Source organism: Paenarthrobacter sp. NEAU-H11 (assembly GCF_050573415.1).
Lineage (GTDB): Bacteria > Actinomycetota > Actinomycetes > Actinomycetales > Micrococcaceae > Arthrobacter.
Genome location: NZ_JBNZGA010000006.1, coordinates 98,930 through 124,994, shown reverse-complemented (window position 1 = coordinate 124,994; position 26,065 = coordinate 98,930). Strand labels below are relative to the sequence as shown.

At 66.0% G+C, this 26,065-nt stretch carries 23 protein-coding genes; 12 read left to right on the top strand and 11 right to left on the bottom strand.

Annotated elements, in window-relative coordinates; translation table 11 throughout:
• Nucleotides 1-236: 236 nt before the first annotated feature.
• Complete coding sequence (locus ACQ3DC_RS09785) at nt 237-1,301, bottom strand: adenosine deaminase (RefSeq protein ID WP_430752104.1); 1,065 nt, start codon at nt 1,299-1,301, stop codon at nt 237-239.
• 48 nt (nt 1,302-1,349) lie between these two features.
• On the opposite strand from ACQ3DC_RS09785, the gene ACQ3DC_RS09780 reads away from it, so the two are divergent.
• Both ACQ3DC_RS09780 and ACQ3DC_RS09775 read left to right on the top strand, forming a co-directional pair.
• Nucleotides 1,350-3,926, top strand: coding sequence for an ABC transporter (locus tag ACQ3DC_RS09780; protein WP_430752103.1), 2,577 nt, complete (start codon nt 1,350-1,352; stop codon nt 3,924-3,926).
• A gap of 171 nt (nt 3,927-4,097) precedes the next feature.
• Nucleotides 4,098-4,733 (top strand): transglycosylase family protein, encoded by a 636-nt coding sequence (locus tag ACQ3DC_RS09775; RefSeq protein WP_157238972.1) that lies wholly within the window; start codon nt 4,098-4,100, stop codon nt 4,731-4,733.
• A gap of 182 nt (nt 4,734-4,915) precedes the next feature.
• On the opposite strand, the gene ACQ3DC_RS09770 is transcribed toward ACQ3DC_RS09775, so the two are convergent.
• Entirely contained in the window at nt 4,916-5,506 is a 591-nt protein-coding gene (locus tag ACQ3DC_RS09770) for a hypothetical protein (RefSeq protein ID WP_157238973.1), read from the bottom strand.
• A 156-nt stretch (nt 5,507-5,662) separates the two neighbouring features.
• Between ACQ3DC_RS09770 and ACQ3DC_RS09765 the strand changes: the two genes are divergently transcribed.
• The 4 genes from ACQ3DC_RS09765 to ACQ3DC_RS09750 all read left to right on the top strand — a co-directional run bounded on the left by ACQ3DC_RS09765 (nt 5,663) and on the right by ACQ3DC_RS09750 (nt 8,731).
• On the top strand, nt 5,663-6,583 hold the full coding sequence (locus tag ACQ3DC_RS09765) for an MSMEG_6728 family protein (RefSeq protein ID WP_430752102.1): 921 nt from the start codon (nt 5,663-5,665) through the stop codon (nt 6,581-6,583).
• A 3-nt stretch (nt 6,584-6,586) separates the two neighbouring features.
• A complete protein-coding gene (locus ACQ3DC_RS09760) occupies nt 6,587-7,447 on the top strand; it encodes an SDR family oxidoreductase (protein WP_430752101.1) in 861 nt (286 codons plus the stop codon).
• A 72-nt stretch (nt 7,448-7,519) separates the two neighbouring features.
• A complete protein-coding gene (locus ACQ3DC_RS09755) occupies nt 7,520-7,915 on the top strand; it encodes a DUF1622 domain-containing protein (RefSeq protein WP_323056443.1) in 396 nt (131 codons plus the stop codon).
• Between the two features lie 108 nt (nt 7,916-8,023).
• Nucleotides 8,024-8,731 (top strand): YqjF family protein, encoded by a 708-nt coding sequence (locus ACQ3DC_RS09750; protein WP_430752175.1) that lies wholly within the window; start codon nt 8,024-8,026, stop codon nt 8,729-8,731.
• On the opposite strand, the gene ACQ3DC_RS09745 is transcribed toward ACQ3DC_RS09750, so the two are convergent.
• Nucleotides 8,728-9,048: a hypothetical protein gene (locus ACQ3DC_RS09745; protein WP_157238977.1), complete on the bottom strand. Its 321-nt coding sequence runs from the start codon at nt 9,046-9,048 to the stop codon at nt 8,728-8,730. The two genes, ACQ3DC_RS09750 and ACQ3DC_RS09745, sit on opposite strands and share 4 nt — an antisense overlap.
• A gap of 115 nt (nt 9,049-9,163) precedes the next feature.
• The gene (locus ACQ3DC_RS09740; RefSeq protein WP_430752100.1) at nt 9,164-11,575 is read right to left on the bottom strand and encodes a Tex family protein; all 2,412 of its coding nucleotides are present in this window, start codon (nt 11,573-11,575) and stop codon (nt 9,164-9,166) included.
• Between the two features lie 131 nt (nt 11,576-11,706).
• Between ACQ3DC_RS09740 and ACQ3DC_RS09735 the strand changes: the two genes are divergently transcribed.
• A complete protein-coding gene (locus tag ACQ3DC_RS09735; RefSeq protein WP_157238978.1) occupies nt 11,707-12,024 on the top strand; it encodes a hypothetical protein in 318 nt (105 codons plus the stop codon).
• 218 nt (nt 12,025-12,242) lie between these two features.
• On the opposite strand, the gene ACQ3DC_RS09730 is transcribed toward ACQ3DC_RS09735, so the two are convergent.
• From ACQ3DC_RS09730 to ACQ3DC_RS09715, 4 genes are all read right to left on the bottom strand, one after another.
• Nucleotides 12,243-13,313, bottom strand: coding sequence for an alkene reductase (locus ACQ3DC_RS09730; RefSeq protein ID WP_430752099.1), 1,071 nt, complete (start codon nt 13,311-13,313; stop codon nt 12,243-12,245).
• Between the two features lie 121 nt (nt 13,314-13,434).
• Entirely contained in the window at nt 13,435-13,947 is a 513-nt protein-coding gene (locus ACQ3DC_RS09725) for a hypothetical protein (protein WP_321215458.1), read from the bottom strand.
• A 413-nt stretch (nt 13,948-14,360) separates the two neighbouring features.
• On the bottom strand, nt 14,361-15,023 hold the full coding sequence (locus tag ACQ3DC_RS09720) for a DUF6318 family protein (RefSeq protein WP_430752098.1): 663 nt from the start codon (nt 15,021-15,023) through the stop codon (nt 14,361-14,363).
• Between the two features lie 193 nt (nt 15,024-15,216).
• Nucleotides 15,217-16,944 (bottom strand): purine-cytosine permease family protein, encoded by a 1,728-nt coding sequence (locus ACQ3DC_RS09715; RefSeq protein WP_430752097.1) that lies wholly within the window; start codon nt 16,942-16,944, stop codon nt 15,217-15,219.
• A gap of 211 nt (nt 16,945-17,155) precedes the next feature.
• Between ACQ3DC_RS09715 and bioB the strand changes: the two genes are divergently transcribed.
• From bioB to ACQ3DC_RS09695, 4 genes are all read left to right on the top strand, one after another.
• On the top strand, nt 17,156-18,175 hold the full coding sequence (gene bioB, locus ACQ3DC_RS09710; RefSeq protein ID WP_430752096.1) for a biotin synthase BioB: 1,020 nt from the start codon (nt 17,156-17,158) through the stop codon (nt 18,173-18,175).
• A 313-nt stretch (nt 18,176-18,488) separates the two neighbouring features.
• On the top strand, nt 18,489-18,923 hold the full coding sequence (locus ACQ3DC_RS09705) for a pyridoxamine 5'-phosphate oxidase family protein (RefSeq protein WP_157238983.1): 435 nt from the start codon (nt 18,489-18,491) through the stop codon (nt 18,921-18,923).
• A gap of 19 nt (nt 18,924-18,942) precedes the next feature.
• A complete protein-coding gene (locus ACQ3DC_RS09700) occupies nt 18,943-19,371 on the top strand; it encodes a very short patch repair endonuclease (protein ID WP_430752095.1) in 429 nt (142 codons plus the stop codon).
• Nucleotides 19,372-19,642: 271 nt separating this feature from the next.
• Entirely contained in the window at nt 19,643-20,053 is a 411-nt protein-coding gene (locus tag ACQ3DC_RS09695) for an Hpt domain-containing protein (RefSeq protein ID WP_430752094.1), read from the top strand.
• Here ACQ3DC_RS09695 and ACQ3DC_RS09690 read toward each other — a convergent pair.
• Nucleotides 20,026-20,793 carry a response regulator transcription factor gene (locus ACQ3DC_RS09690; RefSeq protein ID WP_157238985.1) on the bottom strand — a complete coding sequence of 256 codons (768 nt, stop codon included), beginning with the start codon at nt 20,791-20,793 and terminating at the stop codon, nt 20,026-20,028. The genes ACQ3DC_RS09695 and ACQ3DC_RS09690 overlap by 28 nt on opposite strands.
• Before the next feature lie 95 nt (nt 20,794-20,888).
• Here ACQ3DC_RS09690 and ACQ3DC_RS09685 point away from each other — a divergent pair, with 95 nt between their 5' ends.
• Complete coding sequence (locus tag ACQ3DC_RS09685) at nt 20,889-22,544, top strand: sensor histidine kinase (protein WP_421092179.1); 1,656 nt, start codon at nt 20,889-20,891, stop codon at nt 22,542-22,544.
• Here ACQ3DC_RS09685 and ACQ3DC_RS09680 read toward each other — a convergent pair.
• Both ACQ3DC_RS09680 and ACQ3DC_RS09675 read right to left on the bottom strand, forming a co-directional pair.
• On the bottom strand, nt 22,522-23,784 hold the full coding sequence (locus ACQ3DC_RS09680; RefSeq protein ID WP_430752093.1) for a 5-methylcytosine restriction system specificity protein McrC: 1,263 nt from the start codon (nt 23,782-23,784) through the stop codon (nt 22,522-22,524). The two genes, ACQ3DC_RS09685 and ACQ3DC_RS09680, sit on opposite strands and share 23 nt — an antisense overlap.
• Nucleotides 23,771-26,002: an McrB family protein gene (locus tag ACQ3DC_RS09675; RefSeq protein WP_321215450.1), complete on the bottom strand. Its 2,232-nt coding sequence runs from the start codon at nt 26,000-26,002 to the stop codon at nt 23,771-23,773. The genes ACQ3DC_RS09680 and ACQ3DC_RS09675 overlap by 14 nt, the downstream gene beginning before the upstream one ends.
• Nucleotides 26,003-26,065 lie beyond the last annotated feature (63 nt).

Sequence of the window (26,065 nt, the reverse complement as noted above, 5' to 3'; positions counted from 1 at the left end):
CGATCGGTCATAGGCATCTTGCCAATTGCCGGTTAAATCGCGCGACTTGAAATGGTTAACAATGCGTGTCGTGACCGACTATTAAGCGGACATCCCAACAAATGAGGCTGAGGTCTCGGGAAACGGGCTGACTGCACAACCCTTGAGCGCTGACATGGGTGCGACATTGCACTTCCCAGACACGCCTGCGGCACCTATATTAGCCGGATTCACCAGCGGCTGTTGCCTGGGACACGTTAGGCGCCCGCCACTTCGCCGCTGTTCAGTTCCTCCAGCAGTTCCGCCTTCCGTTCCTCGGAGGCGAAGGACGAATGGATCGAGTTCGCTGCCAGCCGGGCCTTGTCGAAGTCGGACAGCTCAAACACCGCCCCCAGCTGGGCGAAGTTGTCGTCCACATAGCCGCCAAAGTACGCGGGATCGTCCGAGTTGACGGACACGTTCAGCCCGGCCGCGAGCATTGCGGGCAGCGGGTGCTCGGCAAGGGTATCCACGGCCCGGAGCCGGACGTTGGACAGCGGGCAGACGGTGAGCGGAATCCGCGCATCCACCAGGCGCTCCACCAGGTCCGGATCCTCCATGCAGCGGATGCCGTGGTCAATGCGTTCCACGCCCAGGATGTCCAGGGCTTCGATGATGTACGACGGCGGTCCCTCCTCGCCGGCGTGCGCCGTCAGCCGCAGGCCTGCCTCGCGTGCCTTGTCATAGAGCCGCTCGAATTTCGACGGCGGATTGCCCACCTCGGCGGAATCCAGGCCGACGGCGGCAATGGGTGCGTTCATGGCCAGCAGGCTGTCCAGCACTTCCAGTGCCGAGTGCTCGGACAGATCGCGCAGGAACGCAGCGATCAGCAGGGTGGAAATCCCGAAGTCCTCCTGCGACGTTGCCAGTACGGAAGCCACACCGTTGACGCAGGTCTGCAGGGAAATCCCGCGCGAGAGGTGGGCCTGCGGGTCCATCATGATTTCGGCGTGCCGGACTCCGGCAGCAGCAGCCCGCTCCAGGTAGGCCCGGGTCATGTCGGCGAAGTCCTGTTCGGTCTGCAGCACCGCCATGTTCGCGTAGTACAGGTCCAGGAAGGACTGCAGGTCCGTGAACTCGTACCTTTCCCGGAGTTCGTCCAGGCTTGCGTACGGCAGGGCGATGCCGTTTCTCTCTGCGAGCGCGAAGATCAGCTCGGGCTGGAGGGTTCCCTCGATGTGAAGGTGCAGCTCGGCCACCGGAAGGATCCTGGCGGGGACTTCAAGCTCTGCTGCGTCCAGTTCTGTTTCGGGCACGGCAGTGCCGCCGGCAAAGTTATCCATCGGGTCAGGATAATGCCCAGCGCCGGAATCACCACTAGAGTCGAACCAATGCAGAACGCTAAGCACGCTGATGACCTGCAGTACCCGGCTCCCTCCCCTTCCGCTGACGGTTTTGTCCGGGTCCGGGGAGCCCGGGAAAACAATCTCCGGAACGTTGACGTGGACGTCCCACGCGACGCGATCGTGGCGTTCACCGGCGTCTCAGGCTCCGGCAAGTCCTCGCTGGCGTTCGGCACCATCTACGCCGAGGCCCAGCGGCGCTACTTCGAGTCCGTCGCCCCGTACGCCCGCCGCCTGATCCAGCAGGGGCACAACCCCAAGGTGGAGATGATCAGCGGGCTTCCGCCCGCCGTCGCCCTTCAACAGCGCCGCGGCGCTCCCAGCAGCCGGTCCACCGTGGGAACCGTCACCACGCTCTCCAACTCCCTGCGCATGCTGTTCTCGCGGGCGGGCACGTACCCCGCCGGCAGCACGCAGCTGGACTCGGATGCCTTCTCCCCCAACACCGCTGCCGGCGCCTGCCGGGAATGCCACGGCCTGGGCGTCGCGCACACCGTGACAGAGTCCTCGCTGGTCCCGGATCCGTCCCTGAGCATCCGCGACGGCGCCATCGCCGCCTGGCCGGGCGCCTGGCAGGGGAAGAACCTGCGGGACATCCTCACCCACCTGGGCTACGACGTCGACGTGCCGTGGCGCAAGCTGCCCAAAAAACACCGTGACTGGATCCTCTTCACCGAGGAACAGCCCGTGGTGGAGGTGACTCCGCAGAGGGACCGCGTGGCCAAGCCCTACAAGGGGCGGTTCTGGAGCGCCAGAAGCTATGTCCTCCATACGCTGGCCGATTCGCAAAGCGCCTCCATGCGTGACCGCGTGCTGGCCTACATGGAGTCCGGGCCGTGCCCCCGCTGTTCCGGGACGGGGCTGGTGCCGGAGGCCCTGGCCGTCACGTTTGCGGGCAGGACCATCGCGGAACTGAACGGGCTCCCCATGGTGGAGCTGGCCGAGGTTGTCCGTCCCACCGCTGGACTGGACGACGCCGGCACGGCCTCCCGCAGGCAGCTTTCCGGAGAGTCGAACGAGGTAGCGGTGGCCATCACCCGGGACCTGCTGCAGCGGATCACGGTCCTGCTGGACCTCGGGCTCGGCTACCTGGCGCTCGGCCGGGCCACCCCCACCCTGTCGCCGGGCGAGATGCAGCGGCTCAGGATCGCCACACAGCTGCGGTCGGGCCTGTTCGGTGTGATCTACGTGCTGGATGAGCCCTCCGCCGGGCTTCATCCGGCCGACGCGGAGCCGCTGCTGGAAGTGCTGGAGCAGCTGAAATCGTCCGGCAACTCGGTATTCGTGGTGGAACACAACATGGACGTGGTCCGCAGGGCCGACTGGCTGGTGGACGTGGGCCCGCGAGCCGGCGAAGGCGGCGGCGAGGTGCTGTACAGCGGACCGGTTGACGGCCTCGCCGCAATCGAGGCGTCAGTGACCAGGCCTTTCCTGTTCGACGACGGCGGCTCCGTCCCGCACGGCGGTTCCAGTTCGGGCGGGGCCAGGGAGCCGGAGGAATGGCTGGAGCTGAAGAACATCACCCGGCACAACCTGCGCGGGCTGGATGCCGAGTTCCCGCTGGGCGTGCTGACGGCAGTCACCGGGGTGTCCGGCTCCGGCAAGTCCACTCTTGTGGGCAAAGTCCTGGGCGAGGCTGTCGGCTCCGGGCTCAGGACCCCGGTGGAGCAGGGCGGGGCCGCGGAGCCCCTGGAGCTGGGAAGCGTCCTGGGCGGCCACCGCATTGACCGCCTGGTGACTGTGGACCAGAAGCCCATCGGCCGGACCCCGCGTTCCAACCTGGCCACCTACACCGGGCTTTTCGACGCCGTCCGCAAGGAATTCGCCGCCACGGAGCAGGCCAAGGCCCGCGGCTTCGGCGCCGGGAGGTTCTCCTTCAACGTGGCTGGCGGGCGCTGCGAAACCTGCCAGGGCGAGGGGTTCGTCGCCGTCGAACTGCTCTTCCTGCCCGGCAGTTACGGCCCGTGCCCGGAGTGCGCGGGGTCCCGCTACAACCCCGAAACGCTTGAGGTGCTGTACCGCGGCCTGAACGTCGCCGAGGTTCTGGCCATGACGGTGGACGCCGCCTCCGATTTCCTGGCCGGCATCCCTGCTGCCGCGAGGAGCCTCAAAAGCCTGAGGGACGTGGGCCTCGGCTATTTGCGGCTGGGGCAGCCGGCCACCGAGCTCTCCGGCGGCGAGGCGCAGCGCATCAAGCTCGCTACCGAACTGCAACGGGCACAGCGCGGCCACAGCCTCTACCTCCTCGATGAACCGACCACCGGACTGCATCCTGCCGACGTGCAGCTGCTGATGACCCAGCTCCACGGCCTGGTGGATGCCGGAAACTCGGTGGTGGTGGTCGAGCACGACATGGCAGTGGTGGCGGGGGCAGATTGGGTGATCGACCTTGGACCGTCAGGAGGGGACAAGGGCGGGCAGATCATGGCGGCCGGGACGCCTGCCGCCGTCGCGCGTTCCACCCGCAGCCGCACCGCTTCCTACCTGGCCGCCGCGCTCGGTCAGGCAACCACCAGCCAACACCCAGGAAAATCTCGATTTGATAACGCCCCGGTGATGTCCTAGCGTGAAAAGCATGCCCGCTGCTGGCGGGCCAAGGAATGCCCGGTGCTGCCTCCACCACAACTGCCCAGCAGGCAGACACCGAAAGTGACCTCTATTCGTCAGGGGCGGGCAGTGGCGCGATGATCTCCGGGGACGGAACCAGCGCAGGTGGCCTTCAGGAGCATCACCATCATGAAAAACACCAAATTCCGTACTGCCGCACGCCGCGGGGCCACTGTAGCCGCCATCTCCGCGGCAGGCCTGGCGCTCTCGGCGACGGCGGCCAACGCCACCACCAGCACCTCCACCTGGGACGCCTTGGCGCAGTGTGAGAGCGGCGGCAACTGGGCCACCAACACCGGAAACGGCTACTCCGGCGGCCTGCAGTTCAGCCCCACCACCTGGGCTGCCTACGGAGGCACCGGTTCAGCCGCGGACGCGAGCCGCGAGCAGCAGATCGCCGTAGCCGAGCAGGTCCAGGCCTCGCAGGGCTGGGGCGCCTGGCCGTCCTGCGCCGCACAGCTGGGCCTGAGCGGCGGCGCCACCGGGGCAGTCCAGGCAACGCCTGTCCAGAGCGCTCCGGTCCAGGCCGCGCAAACCGCTCCGGTCCAAAGCGCGCCCGTGGCCCAGGCGCCGGTGGCAAAGCATGCCACAACAGTGGCCCTCAGCGGCGAGACCTACACACTGCAGGCCGGCGACACCCTCAGCATCGTGGCCCAGAAGCTTGGCGTCGAGGGCGGCTGGCAGCACCTTGCCGACGCCAACACGGACACCATTTCTGATCCCAACCTCGTATTCGAGGGGCAGGTCCTCCAGCTCCCCGCGTAGTGGCTGCATGGGCTCTGCGGCTTGTCGCCGCGGGGCCAGTCACGGCGAGGCGCCAGCCCCCAGGGGCACCCCAGACAGGTCGGCGATAGACAAATTCCGTTGACCAAAAAACGACGCCGGCACGCCCCCATAAGGGACGTGCCGGCGTCGTTCTTTAATTCTTACAGGCACCGCCTGGCAGGTCAGCTGGCGGCCGGCAGCTCCCGCACGATCCGTACCTTCCAGGCGGAGTCGTCGCTGGTGTCCAGCAGGGCGACGGTGCCGTGGGCCAGGTTGAGGGCGACGCGCTTTGCGGCGAGCAGTTCCAGGTAGAGGTGCTCGTTCATGCGCGCAGGGGTGTCGATCATGTATTTCACGGCGTCGCGCACCTTGCGGTAGTTGGCGCTGCGTTCGCGGTGCATGTGCAGCTCCAGGGCGGAGCGCTGCTTGAGCCGCGGCTCGTGGCGGTTCAGCCACGAAACAGCCGCGTGTACGGCCACCACGAGGGTGAGCGACACGGCGTAGATCCACCAGCCGCTGGAGAGCAGGAACAGCGGCAGGTTCCCGATGGCTACAATCGCGATCACCACGCGGAGGGCGGCAATCCGGCGCATGGTCCGGGCGACCGCAGCCATACCGTCGCGGAAGCGGTGCTGCTCTTTGCGCGCTGCGGCAGGATCGATGGTGAACTCGTCGAGGACCAGGATGCCCTTTGCTTCCGGACTTAGCATCTGACCGTAGCGGGGCACGAAGGCTGGAGTGGTTCCGGTGGTTTTTTCAACTGTTGATGTCATGAGTGAGCTTCCAAAACGCTGGGGTGGTTGCGGTGATCTTAGTGCCTGGAGACCCCCGGCGTATGCATGCGTCCACGATGTGAACATCCAGGACCTCCCCATGTGGCCCGTGGCACTGCAATTGGCACATCCGCCAGGTGCCGTCAGACTGAAGAGATGCAAACCTTCCTTCCGTACCCCGATTTCCGGCAGAGCGCCGCCGCCCTGGACACCGCCAGGCTGGGCAAGCAGCGCGTCGAGGCGCTGCAGACGCTTCGATCCCTGGTGCTTCCGGGATACGGCTGGCAGACCCACCCGGCCATCCGGATGTGGATGGGCTACGTGCCGGCCCTCACCATGTACGGCCTGGCAATGGTGGATGAGTGGACCAAGCGCGGCCACCCCGACAACACCCGGGCGAACATCACCGAGTTCGCACCGCAGGCCGCCCACCCGGACTATGCGGCGAAGATTCCGATGCCGCCGTGGCTTGGGGATGCTGACTTCCACCTCAGCCACCGCTCCAAGCTGGTGCGCAAGGAACCGAAGTTCTACAGCTCAGTGTTCACCGATGCCATCCCCGAGATGGACTACATCTGGCCGGAGCCCAAGCATGAGTTCCTGCCGCAGGAGCCCGAGGGCGACATTCTGTGGATCCTCCGTTCACCGCACCACGACGTCGACCCCCAGACGCTGAACACGGTGGCGCTTCCGCCGGTGAGCCGGAGCTCCGCGGCCGCAGCGGCGGCGGTTCTTGGCGACGATGACTACTCCCCTGTCTTCCTGGACGACGGATCCCGCCGTCCTTCCCGGCAGCCCCGGAAGGCGCCGCCCAGGCAGCTGGTCAAGAAGCCAACCCGCAAGCGCCTCGCACAGGAGGAAGCGTTCTCGACGTTGCCGGGCAAAACCCCGGTGGCCGTTCCGTTCGAGCACGGCGCGAAGTTCGCGGTGGGACAGGTGGTGGGCCGGCCCATCACGCTGGAGGACGGCCGGTTCGGCAGGAATTTCACCGTTACTGAAATCATTGACCGCACCGCCTTTGCCTACCCGGCCCTTCTCCAGGACCCGCGCGTGTTCTTCCCGGTTGAGGCGCCGTAAAGAATGACCATCCTTTTAGCCGGCTGCGGTGACCTGGGGACCGAAGCCGGGCTGCGGTTCCACGCCCTTGGCCACCGCGTTGTGGGCTGGCGCCGTTCCCCCGCCAAACTGCCGGCCGCCATCGAAGGTGTTGCGGCGGACCTGAGCGCACCCGGCCTGCCGCGCGTCCCGGCGGACACCACCGCCGTCGTCATAGCGGTAGCTGCCGACTCGCCAACAGAAGAGGCCTACCGGGCCGCCTATGTGGACGGTCTCACCCATGTGCTTGATGCCCTGGAACGCGACGGCGTGAGGCCGCAGCGGGTGCTCTTCGTTTCCTCCACCGCGGTTTACGGCGACGCCGGGGGCGGCTGGGTGGATGAAAATACGCCTCCCCGCCCCGGCGGGTTTTCCGGCCGCGTCCTGCTGGAAGCGGAGCAGCTGCTGCAGGCAGCATTCAGCGGAACGGCTACCACGGCGACGTCCCTCCGGCTGGGCGGCATTTACGGACCTGGCCGCACCCGCCTGATCGACCAAGTCCGGGGCGGCACCGCCGTGGTTCCGGAAGATGCCAGGTACACCAACCGCATCCATCGCGACGACGCCGCTGCCGCCACCGTGCACCTGGCCACCGTGCCTCCAGAACCGGCCCCAGTCTACGTCGGCGTGGACAACGACCCCGCCGATCTGGGGACGGTGCTGCGCTTCCTCGCCGCGGAGCTGGGGCTTGCGGAGCCGCCCGTGGGTGATGCCGGGCCCGCACGAGGCGGCAACAAGCGCTGCCGCAACGACCTGCTGCGCAGCACAGGGTTCGAATTCGCGTTCCCCTCTTTCCGGGAGGGCTACCGGGACATCATCGCCGGCAACGGGGTACGCCACCCATAGATTGCGGCCGCACACCGGCGCCAGCGCTTAGGCTGGCAGCTTGGGCCTCGGGCACATAGGAAGGCGTACACCGTGGATTTTCGGCACATCATTGAAACGGTCGGCGAATTTGTCGATTTTGCGGGGGTGGCCGTGATGGTGGTCGGGGCGCTCATCTCCATCCCCCTCGCGCTTCGCGGCCACCAGCCCCGCAGACTGCCCGCCGGCGCCGAAAAGCTGACTCTGTACCGCTCTTACCGGCAGCTGCTGGGCAGGTCCATCCTCCTGGGCCTTGAACTGCTGGTGGCCGCCGACATCATCCGCACGGTCGCCGTCACCCCAACCTTCGAAAGTGTCGGCGTTCTCGCCGTCATCGTTCTGATCCGGACGTTCCTCAGTTTCTCGCTGGAGCTGGAAATCACCGGGCGCTGGCCGTGGCAGAAGGAGTCCCGGGAGGCCCGCGATCCTGCGGGCGCCGCCGCCGAATAAGCGCCAGCGTGAACGGCCGGCCGCCTCCGGTAGGCTTCGCACGTGGACACCCATCCAACCGCCGCCGGCCTCTGGCCCACCCCGCCTGAGCTTCCACTGCCCCGCATCATGGACCAGCGGTGGGCCGACGCCATCTTCCTTCACTGGCGCCTCCCGGAAAACGTAGCTGCCCGATTCATGCCCCCTGGAGTGCAGCCGGACGTCTTCGACGGCAGTTCGTGGGTGGGGCTTATCGGTTTCCGCATGAAGAACGCCGGATTTGGACGCGGCCCACGGATCCCGTATCTGGGCAGCTTCAATGAAGTCAATGTGCGCCTCTACTCGCGGGAACCCGACGGAACTCGGGGCGTGGTCTTCCTGAGCTTGGACGCGGACCGGCTGCCAGTGGTTTTGGCGGCCCGGGCAGCGGGAATTCCCTACGTGTGGTCGCGGATCCGGTATTCGCAGGCGGAGCCGGACTCGCCGGGCAATGACGCCCCCGGCTTTTCTGTCAGGCGCTTCGGGCAAGGGGCACGGAGCAGTTTCGCCGTCGTACCCCAGCCCGGGGCCGCCGTCGACGACCCGTTATCGGTCTTTCTGACGGCAAGGTTTGGCATGCACGGCGTATTCGGGGGACGGAGCATCTACATTCCCAACACCCACGAGCCATGGCCGCTGTGCTCTGCCACGCTGCACCATGTGAAGGATGAACTGATTGCTTCAGCGGGTATCAGGGTGAGCGGGCCGCCTGAATCTGTCCTGTTTTCGCCTGGCGTGCGGACCCAGTTCGGACGGCCAAGGCTGGTGGGGAGCCCCGGCCAGCCTACGGGCACTTAGGCGTCCTGCCAGCCCCGGCCTTCGCTGAACGTGGCAACGAGCGTTCCAACTCCGGCCTGCAGGGAATTGGACGGGTCAAAGTAGAGGGAACCTTCAGAAGCCCGGCTGTGCAGGATCAGCTGCTCAGCCTCAAGCTTCGCTTCGGGAACGGTGGCAGCGACGATGCCGGTCCTGGCCGGGAGTTCCGGGGCGTGCACCACCTCCGCATCGGTCTCCGACAACGGAATAGTGGTCCCGGGGTTGATCTCATCATAGGGAAACTCAAACTCGGCTTCGTCGGGCGCGGCGGGAATCGTGTACTCCAGGAAATAAGTCATGAAACAACCTTTGCAGAAACCCCCTGCCGCCGAAAGTCGGCCGAGGCCGAGCCGCTCCGGACGTGTCTTCCCACGTCAACCGACCACTGCCCTCGCCTGACCGTCAAGGAAGCGGCTACTTGTCCAGGCCGGCCTTCCGCAGCGCCTCAGCCATGGCCGTGTTGACAGGGGCATCCTTCCTAACAGGCGCCGGGGCCGCGGACGAGCGGGCCGGCGATGGCACATTCCGTGCGGGATTTCCGCCCTTCTCCCTGCCGCGTCCCTGGGTTCGTGAACTGTTGCCGGCGCGCCCCGAGCCCGCCCCTCCAACGGAGGGTTCGTCGTCGAGCCTCAGGGTCAGCGAAATCCGCTTCCGGTCAGGATCCGCCTCCAGCACCTTCACCCGCACCACCTGGCCGGACTTAACCACTTCCCGCGGATCGGAAACAAAGCGGTTGGCCATCGCCGAGACGTGGACCAGGCCATCCTGGTGGACGCCCACATCCACGAACGCGCCGAACGCAGCAACATTGGTCACCGTTCCTTCCAGCACCATTCCGGGCTTGAGGTCTGAGATCTTCTCGATTCCCTCGGAGAATGTCGCGGCCGCAAACGCGGGACGCGGGTCCCGGCCGGGCTTGTCCAGCTCGGACAGAATGTCCTGCACCGTGGGCAGGCCGAACGTATCGTCCACGAAGTCGCGCGGGTCCAGGGAGGAGGCCGGCGCGGAACCGGCGGCAGCCCGGATCTTACGCGCCACTGCGTAGGACTCCGGATGCACACTGGATGCGTCCAGCGGCTCCGCTCCCCCGGTGATCCGGAGGAAGCCGGCGCACTGCTCGAACGCCTTGGCACCGAGCCGCGGCACCTTTTTCAGGTCCGTGCGCTTGGCGAAGGGGCCGTGCTCGTTCCGGTAGGCCACAATGTTTTCGCTCAGCAAGGGCCCGACGCCGGCCACGCGGCTGAGCAGCGCGGGCGAGGCGGTGTTGACGTCCACGCCGACGGCGTTCACGCAGTCCTCCACCACGGCGTCCAGGCTGCGGTCCAGTTTCGAGGCCGTCACGTCATGCTGGTACTGGCCCACACCGATGGACTTCGGGTCGATTTTCACCAGCTCGGCGAGCGGGTCCTGGAGACGGCGGGCAATGGAGACCGCTCCGCGAAGGGACACGTCCATCCCCGGCAGCTCAGCAGCGGCCAGGGCCGAGGCCGAATAGACAGACGCACCCGCTTCGGACACCACCAGCTTCTGCGGCTTCCGGTCCACTTCCGGCAGCCGCTTGATCAGCTCCGCCGCGAGTTTGTCCGTCTCCCGCGACGCCGTGCCGTTGCCAATGGCGATAAGTTCGACGGCGTGCTGCCGCGCCAGCCGCACCAGGGTTGCCAATGCTTCGTCCCACTTCCGGGCGGGCGCATGCGGGTAGACGGTGTCGGTGGCCACCACCTTGCCGGTGCCGTCCACCACAGCCACTTTGACGCCGGTGCGCAGTCCCGGGTCCAGCCCGAGCGTGGCCCGGTTCCCCGCCGGGGCGGCCAGCAGCACGTCGCGCAGGTTGGCAGCGAAGACCCGGACGGCCTCGTCCTCGGCGGCAGCGAACATTTTGCCGCGGAGATCCGCGGTCAGCCGGGACAGCACCCGGGACCGCCACGCCACCTGCGCAGCCTGGACCAGCCACGCGTCGGCGGGACGGCCACGGTCGGTGACCCCGAGGCACCTGGCCACCGCGGCCTCGTACCGCGAGCGCGCGGCGGCCAGGCCGTCGTCGTCCGCTGGATCCGCCTCGGCAAGGTCCAGCTCAAGGACGCCGTCCTTCTCGCCGCGGAGCAATGCAAGGACGCGGTGGGAAGGCATCCCGGCGGGCGCCTGGGCGAACTCGAAGTAGTCGGCGAACTTCTGGCCCTCGACTTCCTTCCCCTTCTTCACGCGGGACACCATGCGGCCCTGCGTCCACAGCCGCTCGCGCAGGGTGGCCGCGAGGTCAGGGTCCTGGGCCACCCTCTCAACAAGGATCGCGCGTGCCCCGGCGAGGGCCGCAGCCGCGTCGGCGATGGCGTGCCCGGAGTTGAGGTACTTGGCGGCCTCGCGTTCCGGGTCCAGGTCCGGCCGCTTGAGCAGGGCATCCGCCAGGGGCTCCAGGCCGGCTTCCCGCGCAATTTGTGCCTTCGTCCGCCGCTTGGACTTGAACGGCAGGTAAATGTCTTCAAGCCTGGACTTCGTGTCCGCGGCGAGGATGGCCTTCGCCAGCTCGGGAGTCAGCTGGCCCTGCGCTTCGATCGCGTCGAGCACCGAACGACGGCGGTCGGCAAGTTCGCGGAGGTAGCGGAGCCGTTCGTCGAGCTCGCGGAGCTGGGTATCGTCGAGCGTCCCCGTGGCCTCCTTGCGGTAGCGGGCGATGAACGGCACTGTGGATCCGCCGTCGAGCAGTTCAACAGCCGCCTTCACCTGCCAGGCCTTGACACCCAGCTCTGCGGCTATCTGCGAGTAGATGGCATCGTCCGGTTTCGTGGACGGGGAGGGAGCGGACGGGGCCTGCGGCAGTTGAGTCACCAGAACATCTTGCCTTACGGGCTTGCCCGGCTCCACTGCCGATTCAGCAGCAGCCTTACCGGCACGGCCCGCAAAGGTATTCCGCTACCGCCCGCAAAGTGCTGTAGTGGAGGTGCCGTCACAAGCGCCCAATGCTCGAGGAAGAGGCCACCATGCGGGAACTGCTTATCGTCTTTCAGGAGGGGTTCGAGGAGGCCAACATCACCGTGACGGTCAACGGCAAACAAGCTCGGCGGGACCTCGGTGTGTCCACCAACCCGATTCTGGGCATTGCCAACGAGGTGTCCGTGGAGCTGCCGGCGAAGGGCGCGCAGGTGGGCGTTGAGGTGACCAACCGGGGGCTTAAGGCGATCACAAAGGTCACCGGCAAGCCTAAAAGCGTGCTGGTTTCGATCGAGGACGGCCGGCTGGTGATGAGGGAAGGAACCGGCCGGGAGGCCGTGCTTTAGCGGCATGCGCTTGCCGAAAAATCAGGCCTAGCAAAAGTCCATTCGATGGAGTAGCATCTGATCACCGTCGGCATCCCTGAGGGCCCGGCGGGCCAAATTAACAGTGTGATCCGGAGGCCGTCGGATGGCCTTCGGCGCCAGCTGCCGGGACAGCACACCGCGCAGCCAGCAACGGCGGCACCCAAAGCCGGGTGCCGCCGTCGTCGTTAAGCCTTGTTCTAGTTCTGGTAGGCGGGGTAGTCCGTGTATCCCTGAGCACCGTCGGCGTAGAACGTGGACGGGTCCGGCTCGTTCAGCGGGAGGCTTTCCTTCCAGCGGCGGGCAAGGTCCGGGTTGGCGATGGCGGGGCGGCCCACCACCACGGCGTCGGCGAGACCGTCTGCCACCAGGGACGCGGCCTCATCCCGGGTGGTGATCACGCCGAATCCGGTGTTCACCAGGAAGGTCCCGCCGAAGCGGGCACGGAGATCCTGGACCAGTTCCCCGGACGGCTCGTGGTGCAGGATGCTCAGGTAGGCAAGGTTGAGCGGTGCGATGCTGTCCACGAGCACCTCATACGTGGCACGAACGTCGGCGGCATCAGTTTCAGCGATGCCCTGCACGTTGTGCTCGGGGGAGATGCGGATGCCCACGCGGTTGGCGCCAACGGCGGTCACCACGGCGTTCACGGTTTCGATGACGAACCGGGCACGGTTCTCGGGCGAGCCGCCGTAGCTGTCGTCGCGAACATTGGAGTTGGGCGCCAGGAATTCGTGCAGCAGGTAGCCGTTGGCCGAGTGCAGTTCGATGCCGTCGAAGCCGGCCTCGATGGCGTTGAGCGACGCGTTCACGAACTCCTGGATCACCATGGGCAGCTCATCCGTGGTGAGCGCATGCGGCACCGGGTAGGGCTGCTTGCCAAGGGGCGTGCGGACTTCGCCTTCGATGGCGACGGCACTGGGAGCCACCAGCGCGAGTCCGCCGGTAATGTCCGGGTGCGAGACGCGGCCGCCGTGCATGATCTGCGCGAACATGCGGCCTCCTTCGGCGTGAACGGCGTCGGTGACCTTCTTCCAGCCGGCAACCTGTTCTTCGGTGACGATGCCCGGCTGGCCGGCGTAGGATCGGCCGGCGGGCGTGGGGAACGTTCCTTCGCTGACGATGAGGCCAAGGGACGCGCGCTGGCGGTAATGCTCGACGACGAGCGGGCCGGGGACGCCTTCCTCACCTGCGCGGAGCCGCGTCAGGGGCGCCATGACCAGCCGGTTGGGGAGTTCAAGTTCGCCGAGGGTGAGAGGGGAAAACAGCATGCGCAGTTCCTTTCGAAGGCTGAAGACGTACTGTCCTTGCCAACCGGGAACCACCTGCGGCTATTCCGGTTGCGATGGGAATCACAGCAGGTTCGCGGGCAACGCTTGCCTTGCTGACCCCCTACCGCGGCGCGCCCGGGCAGCCCTGGCCCTGGGGATTGGCGTTGCAGTCGTCGGCGTAGTTTCGGGTGAGCGAGCGCCACACGCTGATGGTCTGGGCAGGAGCGTTGAACTGGCCCTGGCCGGGAATCGGCAGGGGCGGCCCGGCGTTGACCGAGTACGTTCCCTGGAAGGTGGTGGTCAGCACTACCTGGAAGTCCCCCGTGGCTCCGTAGGCGTGGCTCGTCCGGGTCTTCTCGCCCCAGCGGTCCTGCGGCAATGGTCCGCCCATTGACGGCTGGGGACCGAACACGGTGCCGTCCCCGTAGTTCCAGGTGTACTGGACCGGGGTGGCGACAATGTGCACCTCCTGCCCGAACATGGTGACGTCGAATTGCTGTTCAGCTGCCTCCGCGTAGAAGTTGGTTTCGGCACCCCTCAGCGTGTGGGGACTCGGTTGGGCCACCACGGTCCCGGCGTTGACCGGAAGGCTTTGGAACTGCCGTTGGATGTCGGCAGCGATCCTGGGCAGCAAGTCCTCGGGTCTGGCGTCGAATAGGCACGTAGGGCCGGAGTGATGAGCCCAAACAGCGCCGGGTACACCTCGGGGCCGGGAGAGCCAGGTGACGGGAATGCCTTCCTTACCCCCGGGACCGTTCTTGCACTCAAGCTGCCTCGCGAGGCAGGGCGTGTCGAAGTCTCCCCCACCGAGGTGGCATTGGAGTTCGTACTTGTACTCGTTGGGGTCGGTATTCGGGACATTTGGATCTGCTCGAATAAAATCCTTTGCGTCCGAGTCCCATTTGTAGCCATTAAATTGCAGGCCGGCATTCCATTCCCCACCGAACTCCGGATCGCTGGCTTCCTCCGCAAGAGCCGGATGAGAAAGAAGGAGAAGGAAGACTGCTGCTGCAAGAATAGTGCGGAGCAGTCGATAACCAGACACGGCTAGCCAACTATGCTTCCGAGCTCGGTCACTGACCAGGCGCCGTTCTCATAGGCTAATAAGAGCAGATTCCCCTGATCAGGCGCCTGTGGATCTGTCCGCGCGGTGGTCCCATCAGCTCGCATATAGGACAAGGGCTCCTGGTGAACTTGAACAGCGACCTTGTACTTCCCCCCTTGGTCCTTTACGAAAGTGGTGTCTGCAACTGGGGTCGTGAGCCTGCCCCCTACCAGCCATCGCCCCTCTGAGTGCCAATTCACAATGACTTCTTTTACTTTTTGGCAGGCTGCGCAGGACTGTGGCTCTACGCTTTCAAATGCAGTAATTTCTCCGGTTTCATAGGAGTAACTCAGCACACTGAACCAATACTTCGCAAACGCCTCAGCGCCCTCCTTCGTCTCCGTCTTTGCCACCTCGGGCAGCACGGGGACGGGGACGTTTTGGGCCGGCCCGGATGCATCAGCCGGCTTGTACACGGCGGTGGGGGTCGGGGCCGGGGTGGCCGAAGGGCTGGACGTCGGCGAGCCCGCCGGCGCGGAGGACAACGCACCGGGGTCTGCAGGGGCGCCACCCGCGCAGCCGGCGAGTGTCAGCCCCGCTGCAACGATGAACGCGGCGGCACTGGACCGGGCTCGCCAGGACGTAGGGACGTTCTGTGATGTCATGGGCCGCTAATCCCCCAGTAGTTTCAAGACGGCTTGCTCCGGACAATGACTTAAGGGTAGCCCAGGTCACAATTCAGCGATCAAACTTATCCACAGCTGCCCCGCCACGAGTTTTACCACCACCAACGGCCCGGGGAAAAGTCATAAAGAAAGCCGGCACATAGGTACCGGCTTTCCCTATTGCAGCGAATAGCTACTTCTGTGGCGGCAGCACCAGCTCCCCTGTCTTGTCCGTGGACAACGCGAGCGAAGAAACATACTGCGGGCCGCCGTCGGCAGCGTCTTTCGCGGAACGGACCATGTCAGGGCGCTCGAACTCGATGCCGGTCACGTGGCACAGGAGCCTGGCATCGCTCGGGTTCCCGTCGGCGTCGAACATCGGCAGGTCGATGCCGTCGTCGGCGCGGCGCAGGTAGTACCGTCCGCGGGTGGCCAGCGCCAGCACCGGCGGAAGGACCAGGGCAAGGCCTACCGCAAAGATCGGCGAAAACGGCTGGATCGCGGCGCCAAAGGCACCAAAGAACACCGCAATCGAAATTCCGGCGGAGGCGAGCATCGACACAAAGCCCACCGGATTCACGGCGTACAGCATGCCCCGCCGGAATTCGGGGACCTTGGGGGAAATCTTCAGCAGGTACTTGTTGATGGCGATGTCGGACGCCACCGTGACCACCCAGGCCATGGCGCAGTTGGCGTAGAAGCCGAGGATGGTGTTGAGGAAGTCGAACATGTTGGCTTCCATCAGGACCAGGGCAATGGCCAGGTTGACCACCACGAACACCATGCGGCCGGGGTACGTCTTGGTGATTCGCGTGAACGAGTTGGTCCACGCCAGGGAGCCCGAATAGGCGTTGGTGACGTTGATCTTGATCTGGGAGATGACCACCAGCACCACGGCGAGCGTCATGGCCAGCCAGGCCGGCATCATCTCCCGGTAGACGCCCAGGAACTGGTGCACCGGCTCGTTGGCAGTCGCAGAGGCTGCGGGATCCAGCGTGGCGATGAGGTAGATGGCAATGAACAGGCCAACAATCTGCTTGACCGCCCCGAAAATCACCCAGCCCGGCCCCGCCAGGATAACGGCGCGCCACCACGCCCCCTTGTTTGCTTCAGTGCGCGGCGGCATGAAGCGCAGGTAGTCGATCTGCTCGGCAATCTGCGCCATCAGGGACAGGCACACGCCGGCAGCCAGCATGACGGACGCAAGGTTCGGGCCGCCGTCGCCCGATTCCCCTGTGTAGGCGAAGAAGGTGTCGATGCTCTCCGGGTGCGAGACCAGCAGGTACCCCACCGGCACCACCATGAGGAGCAGCCACAGCGGGGTGGTCCACACCTGCAGCTTGGCCAGGGTGTTCATCCCGTAGATCACCAACGGAATGATGATCACGGTGGATGCCGCGTACCCCAGCCACTGGGGAATCCCCAGTCCCACCTCCAGGCCCTGGGCCATGATGGAGCCTTCGAGGGCAAAGAAGATGAAGGTGAACGTCGCGAAGATGACGTTGGTGACCACAGAGCCGTAATAGCCGAAGCCCGAACCGCGGGTAATGAGGTCCAGGTCGATGTTGTAGCGTGCCGCGTAATAGGCCAAGGGGAAGCCGGTGGCGAAGATGATCACGGCGGCCACCAGGATGCCGAAAATGGCGTTGACGGTGCCGTACGCGATGCCGATGTTCGCGCCGATGGAGAAGTCCGCCAGGTAGGCAATGCCGCCCAAAGCACTGGTGGCCACCACGCCGGCACTCCACTTCCGGTAGGAGCGCGGCGCGAACCGGAGCGTGTAGTCCTCGAGGCTTTCCTTGGTGGCGTTCAGCGCCGCCGCGTTGCCCGCCGGTCTGGCTGCGGGCGCGCTTCCGACGACGGCGGCTCCGGGCGGTGCCGGCGGTTCCAGCAGTTGCGTTGTTTCTTTGTCGTTGCTCATGATGTGCTTCGCTTTCGTTGCTAAAGGGCCTGATGCGACGCTATCCAGCAAGATCGACAGGCCGGTCACCGGATTGTTTCGGCAGCGTTAAGCATTTGACCGTGCCTGTTAACAACCTCGGCCGCCCCGCATTGTTGCCCTGCCACAAAAACGGGGAGCAGCCACCGAATTACCGTCGTCTAGGAGGCCCCACCCAAAACAAAGGACTGCAATGATGACCCACCCAATCCACGTGGAATACCCCATTCTCGAGACCGCCCGGCGGCAGGTCCTGGACGGCGGAACCGGCCTCTCGGAAGCGCAGCTGGTGGAGGTTCTCCGGCTTCCCGACCACGCAGTCCCGGCCGCACTGGAGCTTGCCCACCAGGTCCGCCTCCGGCACTGCGGAGAGGCGGTGGAGGTGGAAGGCATCATCTCGATCAAGACCGGCGGCTGCCCGGAGGACTGCCACTTCTGCAGCCAGTCAGGACTCTTCGACAGCCCGGTCCGCGGCGTCTGGCTGGACATCCCGGAGCTGGTCAAGGCCGCCAAGGAAACCGCGGCCACCGGGGCCACCGAGTTCTGCATCGTGGCAGCTGTCCGGGGGCCGGACATCAAGCTCATGAACCAGATCAAGTTCGCCATCGACCGCATCAACGAGGAAGTGGACATCAACATCGCCTGCTCCCTCGGCATGCTCACCCAGCGCCAGGTGGACCAGCTCGCCGGCTGGGGCGTGCACCGCTACAACCACAACCTCGAAACAGCACGCAGCTACTTCCCCCAGGTGGTCACCACCCACAGCTACGAGGAGCGGCTGGAGACGTGCGCCATGGTCAAGGACGCCGGAATGGAACTGTGCTGCGGAGCGCTGATCGGCATGGGCGAAACACTTGAGCAGCGGGCCGAGCTGGCGGCCCAGCTGGCCGCGTTGGAGCCGCATGAGGTCCCCCTGAACTTCCTTAATCCCAGGCCCGGAACCCCTTTGGAAAACCAGCAGATCATGGACGGCAAGGACGCCCTCCGGGCCATCGCCGCTTTCCGCCTGGCCATGCCCCGCACGGTCCTGCGGTACGCCGGCGGCCGCGAGCTGACCCTCGGCGACCTGGGCACCCGCGAGGGACTCCTGGGCGGTATCAACGCGGTCATCGTCGGCAACTACCTGACCACCCTGGGCCGCCCGGCAGCCGCCGACCTCAACCTCCTGGTGGACCTCAACATGCCCATCAAGGAACTCCAGAAGACCCTATGAGCACCCGGAACGATCCTGCCGACGCGAATTTCTGCGCCCTCTGCGGCGGGCTCCGCAGGAAGGCAACGTCCGACGGCGGCGGCACCCCGCCGTCGGACGCCCGCCCGGGCCGCGCCCTCCACCAGGTGTGTGCCGCGCGGCTGCAGCTGGAACCGCCACGCTACTGCCCGGAGTGCGGGCGCCGCCTGAAAGTTCAGGTCTCGCCCCTTGCCTGGCGGGCAACCTGCTCCCGGCATGGAACGGCCACCTCATCACAAGGAGTAAATTCATCAAACCTCTGGAATATTTCTACATAACGTAGAAGAATGGCTGCATGATGTTTGAACATGCAGATGGACAACCCGTGCTGGAACTCGACGACGAGCAGTCCTGGCGGCTGTTGGAGGGAACCAAGCACGGACGGCTCGTGGTATCGGTTGCCGGTGAACCGGACATCTTCCCGGTCAACTACGTCACCTCCGCCCGGAAGCTTTACCTGAGGACGGCGCCGGGCAACAAACTTGCCCAGCTCACCATTAACTCCTCTGTCCTCTTCGAAACGGACGGCATCCTCTCCGAGGAGGCATGGTCCGTGGTGCTGCGCGGAAAGGCACGCGTGCTGAGCAACTCCGCGGAACTGGCGGCGGTGGAGGAACTGGGCCTGAAAACCTGGGTTCCCACGCTGAAGGACTTCTACGTGGAAATTGAACCCACGTCCGTCAGCGGCCGCCACTTCCAGTTCGGCGAACAGCCCGAACGGGAAATCTAGGAGCTCCTGGATTCTGAGCATGGCGGACAAGCTCACCCCTGAGCAACGCAGCTGGAACATGTCCCGGATCCGGGGCAAGAACACCAAGCCCGAGCTGCTGGTGCGCAGGCTCCTCCATGCCAAGGGCTACCGGTACCGGCTGCACGGCAGGTCCGGGAGCACCCGCCTGCCCGGAAACCCGGACCTGGTCTTCGCCGGCCGCCGCAAAGTCATCTTCATCAACGGCTGCTTCTGGCACTTCCACGAATGCCGGGCCGGTCAGCATGCCCCGAAGGCCAACGCGGAATTCTGGGCCGCCAAACGCACCAGGACCCGCGACCGGGATGCCAGCCAGCGCCGCCTGCTCGAGGAGGCCGGCTGGGACGTCCTGACGGTGTGGGAGTGCGAGCTCAAAGACAGTTCGGCCCTCGAGGCGGAGCTGGTGCAGTTCCTGGAAACCCGCCACTGACCCCTCACCAGGCACCGTTGCCAGCGCCCTCCGCGCTTAGCTCCGACGCGCCAGCAGGGCAGCCCTGAAGCCGGTCCGGCCGGGCAGGAAAGGTAGGACATCAGGTCCGTGTTCCAGGCCGCTTCGGAACAACTGCAGTCCCATCAAGAAACGCACAATTCTCTTCGGGAAAACCTGCCCCGCCAAGGCAACAGACCTAACCTGATGTGACATCCGAGCCCCACTTAGACGCCACCTCCAGGAATGGACCGCACCCGCCGAAAGGACCGCCATGAGCGCCGCCGATGATGCCCCCCGGCCCTTGGTGGACCAGTCCGTTCTCGACCGGCTCCGCGAAGAACTCGAAGAGGATGAGGGATACTGCAGGGTCTTTGTGGGGAACTTTATCGAGTTCCTGCCGCAACGCATTGGGCGGCTCCGCCTTGCCCTGACCACCGGCGACTTGGAAGGTTCAGTGGACGCGGTCCTAAGCCTGAAGACCGCCAGCCAGATGGTGGGTGCGGAGCGGCTGGCCTGCCTGGCCATGGAACTGGAGGGCGAAATCCGTACCGAGGCCAGCAAGGCTGACGTGGCCGTCCTCCTGCCCCGGCTGGCCGTCACCTTCCTGAGGCCGATCAACCATTGCAGCCGGCAGACGACGCACCGCCTTCAGGCTCAGTGCGCTTCCGGCGCGAGCCGGTAGCCAACTCCCCGGACGGTTTGCAGCCACCGCGGTTTCTGGGGCGAGTCGCCCAGCTTCTTCCGCAGGTTCCCCATGTGCACCTCGACGGACCGTTCGTCAGCCTCGCTGATGTAACTGCCGACGTCGTAATCCTCGTCCCGCAGCCGCCGCACCAGGTCCGATTTGGTCCGCACGGTCCGCCCCGCTTCCAGGAGCGCGTGCAGGAGTTCGAATTCCGTGCGGGTCAGGTTCATTTCCTTGCCGTCAACAACCACGGTCCGGGACGAGTAGCTGAGCTCCAGCCCGTTGTGGCTGAAGTTGCCGCGCTCGGGATGGGCTCCCGCATCGGCCGGGTTGTCCCCGGCCAGCGCGTCGGCAGGGTCCGGGACGGAACGGGGACGGCGCATCATCGCTGCGATGCGTGCACGCAGCTCCCTCGGCCGGAACGGTTTGGTGAGGTAATCGTCGGCCCCGGACTCCAGTCCGATCAGGGTGTCCAGTTCCTCGGTGCGGGCCGTGAGCATCACGATGTAGGCATCGGAGAATTCCCGGATCTGCCGGGAAACCTCGAAGCCGTCGATGTCAGGCAACCCAAGGTCCAGGGTGATGACGTCCGGGCTGAGGTTCTTGGCGATCAGGACGCCTTCTGCCCCGCTGCTGGCAACGCTCACCTCGAAACCGGCCTGTGACAGCACCGTGCGTACCAATTCCCGGATGTCGTGGTCATCCTCGATGACCAGTCCCACTCGTGCATCACTCATAGCGCCCCCTCAGCAGCCAACGTCAGAAGTATAGCTGGCTGCCGATATCCTGCTGGTATGGCTCCACTCACCCCGCTCCCCTACGTGTGCACGCCATGACCGCCCCGGTGGCGTGGGCTTCGGGTAAGTTGAGGTTCTTCCGGCGGCCCTTTCACGAGTACAGCCTGACCCAGCGGGTGGGGCTGAGCCAGATGCCGCTGTTCATCACCACATTGTTGACGGTGTTCCTGGTGTGGGCCTTCTTCCCGGGCACCATGGACAATCCGCTCTTTGCCGCCTTCGTGATCTCCCAGCTGGCCATCATGGGCCTTTGCTACGTGGTTCCCTGGGAGCGGCTGCCCTACACGAGCTTCCTGGCCATTCCGCTGCTGGACTTTGTCTCCATCGGGGTGGGCCGGCAGGGCGGGCAGGAGAGCCTGGCGGGCATCAGCCTGCTGGCCGTTTTCCCGGTGATTTGGCTGTGCGCGTCCGGATACCATCCCCGGGCCGCGCTGTGGCTGTCCTTCCTGGGGCCGCTGGCCATCATCTGGGTTCCGCTGCTGCTGAAGGGGGACTTTACGCCCCAGGACCTGGCCCGGTCTTTGCTGCTTCCTGTGATAGCGCTCGGAATCGGCGCGTCCGTGAGCGTCCTGACCCTCAGCATGATGCGGCAGCAGGAGGAACTTGAGGAAAAGGACGCCCAGCTGCAGGCCAACCTTCGGACCAGCCAGCGCCAGGAGGCATTGCTGAATGCCGTCCTGGAAACTGTCCACCTGGGCGTCCTCGCGGTGGATGCGGACGGGCACGATGTCCTGATGAACAGGAAGCAGCGGGCAAACCACGAACTGGCCCGGCCCAAGGACATAGCCGACCCGAACGAGTCCCAGTTGCTGGTGTTCGGGGCTGACCGGAAAACGCTGGTTCCCGTGGAGGAACGTCCGGTGCGCCGCGCCGTCCTGGGCGAGACCTTTACGGATTACCTGGTGTGGCTGGGTTCGGGCAGCGACCAGCGCGCCGTCGTGACCACCGCACGGGCCATGAAGGACGACGACGGCGCTTTCGCCGGCTCGGTGATCGCGTTCAGCGACGTGACGGACCTGGTGAACGCCCTGACGGCGAAGGACGAGTTCGTCGCCAGCGTCTCCCACGAGTTCCGGACGCCGCTGACCTCCATCCTGGGCTACGTGGAACTCCTGCTGGCTGACGAACCGGCGAAGGCGCAGCGGGAGATGCTCGAGGTCATCCGCCGGAACTCCGAGCGGCTCCTGACCCTGGTCTCGGACCTGCTGTCCAGCCGCAACGGGCAGCTGATCGTCACGCCGGAGGCCGTGAATGTCGCCGAGCTGGTGCGGTCCAGCGTCTCCTCGGCCACGCCCCGGGCGGCAGCGGCGGGAGTGGTGCTGCAGGCGCAGACCCCCGAGCGCCTTGACGCCCATGTGGACGGCGCCCGGATCTCCCAGGTCCTGGACAACCTGGTGTCCAACGCCATCAAGTACTCCCCGGACGGCGGCAGCGTGCTGGTCTCCCTGGAGCAGGAGGACGGGCATCTGGCCTGCCGGATCACCGACACCGGCATGGGCATGAGCCCCGAGGACGCCTCCGAGGTTTTCGCCAAGTTCTTCCGCTCCAGCACGGTCCGCCGGACGGCCATCCCCGGCGTCGGCCTCGGCCTCCCGATCAGCAAGGCGATCATCGAGGCCCATGGCGGAACCATCGGTGTGGACAGCACCCTCGGCGAGGGGACCACCTTTACGTTCCGGGTTCCGGTGTAACGTGTTCGGCACCTGTTGAAACCCGGACCACCTCGCCCCAGGACTGGCGCGCGAGTTCCCGGACGGACCCGAGGATTTCCGACGGCGGCCTGGACAGGTCCAGCGGGAATTCCACGATGTCGATGTCCGTATTGAGGATGCGGCGGAGCTTCATTTCCCCCGCCCCGGCGTACACCAGCCATGCGGTGGGCACCGCCAGCGCGGTGCAGTGGGCCAGCATCTGGTAGTGGTCCGCCGTCAGGGAAGCACCGGTATCCGAAGCCGCGGTGTACTTGGCGTTGTACACCACCACCGGCCGGCCGCCGAGCAGGTGGACGGCGTCCGGGCGCACCGACAGCCGGTCAGCGTCATGCACCGCCTCGCTCAGGAGCGCATTGAAGCGGAGCCGGAGCTCGCCCGGGTAGGCGGACATCGCTTCCCGCAGCGCCGTGCCCACAAAATCCTCAAACACCTGGGCCATGTCCACCACGAACGAGGCCGTCTGCTGCTTGCCCTCCCCGGCTTCCGCGGAGGCGTTGCGCAGGATCAGCTCCGCCAGGCGCAGGACCGCGTGGTAGCGGACGTTCATCCTGGTGGCTTTCCACCGGGGCAGCGGTGCTCCTGCCGGGAGGCGCGTAACGGCGTCGAGCTTTCCCTTGAGCTGGCGCAGCCGGCTCAGCACCTCGGGGCGGACGCGCGGCACCTGGCCCATCCGTTCCAGCGCGGCGCGCAGGATCCGGTTCTCGGCAATGTCCTCGGTGAACTCGTCGTAGGACACCTCCAGGGGCACCAGCATGCCGGGCCGCCGGGAAATCTGGTCCGAAATCCTGATCCGTCCCTTGACCGTCCGGAGCGATTCATCCACGGTGAGATAGCCCTGCAGGACGCCGCGTCCCAGGGCACGTTCGGCCAGTTGCGCCAGCGACTCCGCCAGCGCGCTCCACAGCTCCCGGTCCTCCACGGCTGAGACCGAATCGGGGCGGAAGCCCTGCTCGCCGGCGTAGCTGAGCAGGAACAGGAGCCGGCTGAGCCCCAGCCGGTCCTTGGGACGCACGTCGAGCTGTACCGTGGCCGTGCGCACCGAACCCACCTTGCCCACCGGCTCGATCCGGTACAGCCCAAGGCCCATGGGTGATGCCTTGGCCAGGCCGCTGGAATTCAGGAAGGACGCGCTGGCCGGGTCCAGCCGCTCCACGATGCCGCGGGACAGTTCATCCAGCACCAGGTGCCGGACAGACGTGCCGGGGTCAGCGGGCCGCAAGGCGTCCCAGCAGCTGGTCCAGCCCGAAGCGCTCCTCCAGCTGCGCCCGGGTCAGCTGGCCGTGGTAGTGCTCCTCCAGCAGCGGCATAAGCTCGTACTTCCAGATCCGGCGGAGCCCGGCGGGGGTCTGGGCGGCCGGCTTCATGAAGTAGGACGGGCCAATCATCAGGTCCCGGTCCCACTCGTCAATCGCACTGTTCAGGGCATCCAGCAGCAGCGCCGGCGTGAGGTCGAGCTGCCGGGCCTGGAGGAACCGCAGCAGGGAGCCCTTCACAGGCTCGGTCTGCGGGTGCAGCTCGATGAAGGAGAACCGGCGGCGGATGGCGGCGTCCATCATGGCGATGGAACGGTCCGCCGTGTTCATGGTGCCGATGATGTAGAGGTTGTCCGGCAGCGTGAACGGCTCGTTGGGGCTGTACTGCAGGTAGATCCGGTCGTCCCGGTATTCCAGCAGGAAGTACAGTTCGCCGAACACCTTGGCCAGGTTGGCGCGGTTCATCTCGTCGATGATCAGGAAGTACGGCTTGTTTTCGTTGCCGGGCTTCGCCGCTTCCTCCGCGAGCCGGCGCAGCGGCCCTGCCACCAGCTTGAAGGAGACCTGGCCTTCGTCGGTCTTGTCCGGGCGGTATCCCTCGAAGAAGTCCTCATACGCGTAGGAGGGGTGGAACTGGACCAGTTTGACCCGCTCGTCCGTGGTGTCATCCGCCAGTTCGGCGGCGAGGTGCTTGGCCAGGTAGGTCTTGCCGGTCCCCGGCGGCCCATACAGGACCAGCTGGCGGTTCTCCTCCAGCAGCTCGGCGATCTCCTGGAGCGGCTCGAGCTCCATGTGCAGCGAGTCGGCGAACTCGCGGGTCAGCGGGCGGAAGCCCTCCTGGACGGGAGGCACGACGGCGGCCGCTTCAGCATCGCCGTCGGGCTCTGTTTCCGCTTCGGCCGGCAGGAGCGCCTGCAGCGCCTGCACCACCTTGGTAACGTCCACGACGATTCCGGCGGTGGCCAGCTGCCGCTGGACGTGCCGCGGCAGGCTGGTGGTGGTGTGTCCCTCGTCGAACCAGCGGACCTTGCGGCGGAGGCGCCGGTTGTCGTCGTTGTGTTCGGGCTCCCCGAGCACCACCCCCAGGCTCACGGTGCCGGCGTGCTGGTACAGCACCAGGTCCCCCGGCTTCATGACCGTCAGGAAGGCAAAGACAGCAGTCTTGGTGTCCTCCCGCTCCACGTAGCCGAGGTGCTTGTAGTCCTCGTCCACGGCGTGCTGGACCAGCCCTGCGGTAACGCCGGGGTCCAGCAGGCGGAGATGTTCGACGTCGAGGGTCGCCTTCTCCTCGCCCTGCCAGGCTGTGAGGAGCTCGGTGTTGTCGCTGTGCGTGCGCAGCAGCCAGGCCCGCCGGCCGGGGTCGCCCACCTTGCGCCACTGGCTGACGAGCTGGCGGGAGTACCAGTCGATGCGCTGGCCGGCCTGCTCGTCAAGGTGAAGGCGAATGCGGTGGATGTCAGCGGTGACGTCCTCTTCGGCGTCCCCCTTCGCGCCGCCCACCAGCGAGGCGAAGGCGTCCCGGATCTCCTGCCGCTCCACGTCCGCTACCACGGGCTCGAAGTAGCTGGGACAGGTGAGGAACTCGATGCTGCGGCGGATGGCGGGCTGATCGCCCGGTGTGGCGGCCGCCAGCCGGTGGAACTCGAGCGGGTCCTGCAGGGCTGCCGCGATGGACGCCGTGGGCTGCTGGTCCACGTGCTGCACAAACCGGCACAGCCATTTCAGGTGGTCCCAGATGGTCCAGTTGAACTCCGCCGTCCGATCCCTGATGACACCATGGTCCGTCATGCCCTCGTAAAGCTCCTCCGGAAGCTCCAGCGGGGGCTCCAGCCAGGAGGCGGCCTCGGCCACGCGGGCGCGCTTGACCTTCAGTGACTTCACCTCATGGGCCAGCGGGAGGGACTGCAGGAACAACAGTTCGACGGCCAGTTGCTTCGCTTCCCGCGAGGCCCCCTCCAGGTTCTGCCGGAGGTTGGTCATCATGGGGGCCTTGGGGTCCGGCGTCCCGCGTTCCAGCCGTTCCAGAAGCTCAGCGGCCGCATCGGCCGTCCAGGTCAGTGTGCGGCCATCAAGGGCGGACGGTTTCCCCAGCAGCCCCGGGCCCAAAACGAACCAGGCTGCGTCCTCAATCTCCTTTGATATGCCGAGGGCGCGGGTCATGGCAGCAGTGGAGGCGGGGGTCATGGATTCAAATTTACAGGGTCAAGCTGGACGGGCGCTCAACGGACTGTGAACGGCCGTCCCCGC

Coding starts and splice junctions, on each gene's coding strand:
- ACQ3DC_RS09720 (WP_430752098.1), bottom strand. CDS start 15,023: ATGACATCACAGAACGTCCCTACGTCCTGGCGAGCCCGGTCCAGTGCC.
- ACQ3DC_RS09775 (WP_157238972.1), top strand. CDS start 4,098: ATGAAAAACACCAAATTCCGTACTGCCGCACGCCGCGGGGCCACTGTA.
- ACQ3DC_RS09715 (WP_430752097.1), bottom strand. CDS start 16,944: ATGAGCAACGACAAAGAAACAACGCAACTGCTGGAACCGCCGGCACCG.
- ACQ3DC_RS09690 (WP_157238985.1), bottom strand. CDS start 20,793: ATGAGTGATGCACGAGTGGGACTGGTCATCGAGGATGACCACGACATC.
- ACQ3DC_RS09730 (WP_430752099.1), bottom strand. CDS start 13,313: ATGCTGTTTTCCCCTCTCACCCTCGGCGAACTTGAACTCCCCAACCGG.
- ACQ3DC_RS09685 (WP_421092179.1), top strand. CDS start 20,889: ATGACCGCCCCGGTGGCGTGGGCTTCGGGTAAGTTGAGGTTCTTCCGG.
- ACQ3DC_RS09700 (WP_430752095.1), top strand. CDS start 18,943: ATGGCGGACAAGCTCACCCCTGAGCAACGCAGCTGGAACATGTCCCGG.
- ACQ3DC_RS09705 (WP_157238983.1), top strand. CDS start 18,489: ATGATGTTTGAACATGCAGATGGACAACCCGTGCTGGAACTCGACGAC.
- ACQ3DC_RS09780 (WP_430752103.1), top strand. CDS start 1,350: ATGCAGAACGCTAAGCACGCTGATGACCTGCAGTACCCGGCTCCCTCC.
- ACQ3DC_RS09735 (WP_157238978.1), top strand. CDS start 11,707: ATGCTCGAGGAAGAGGCCACCATGCGGGAACTGCTTATCGTCTTTCAG.
- ACQ3DC_RS09750 (WP_430752175.1), top strand. CDS start 8,024: ATGGACCAGCGGTGGGCCGACGCCATCTTCCTTCACTGGCGCCTCCCG.
- ACQ3DC_RS09695 (WP_430752094.1), top strand. CDS start 19,643: ATGAGCGCCGCCGATGATGCCCCCCGGCCCTTGGTGGACCAGTCCGTT.
- ACQ3DC_RS09760 (WP_430752101.1), top strand. CDS start 6,587: ATGACCATCCTTTTAGCCGGCTGCGGTGACCTGGGGACCGAAGCCGGG.
- ACQ3DC_RS09765 (WP_430752102.1), top strand. CDS start 5,663: ATGCAAACCTTCCTTCCGTACCCCGATTTCCGGCAGAGCGCCGCCGCC.
- bioB (WP_430752096.1), top strand. CDS start 17,156: ATGATGACCCACCCAATCCACGTGGAATACCCCATTCTCGAGACCGCC.
- ACQ3DC_RS09770 (WP_157238973.1), bottom strand. CDS start 5,506: ATGACATCAACAGTTGAAAAAACCACCGGAACCACTCCAGCCTTCGTG.
- ACQ3DC_RS09745 (WP_157238977.1), bottom strand. CDS start 9,048: ATGACTTATTTCCTGGAGTACACGATTCCCGCCGCGCCCGACGAAGCC.
- ACQ3DC_RS09675 (WP_321215450.1), bottom strand. CDS start 26,002: ATGACCCCCGCCTCCACTGCTGCCATGACCCGCGCCCTCGGCATATCA.
- ACQ3DC_RS09785 (WP_430752104.1), bottom strand. CDS start 1,301: ATGGATAACTTTGCCGGCGGCACTGCCGTGCCCGAAACAGAACTGGAC.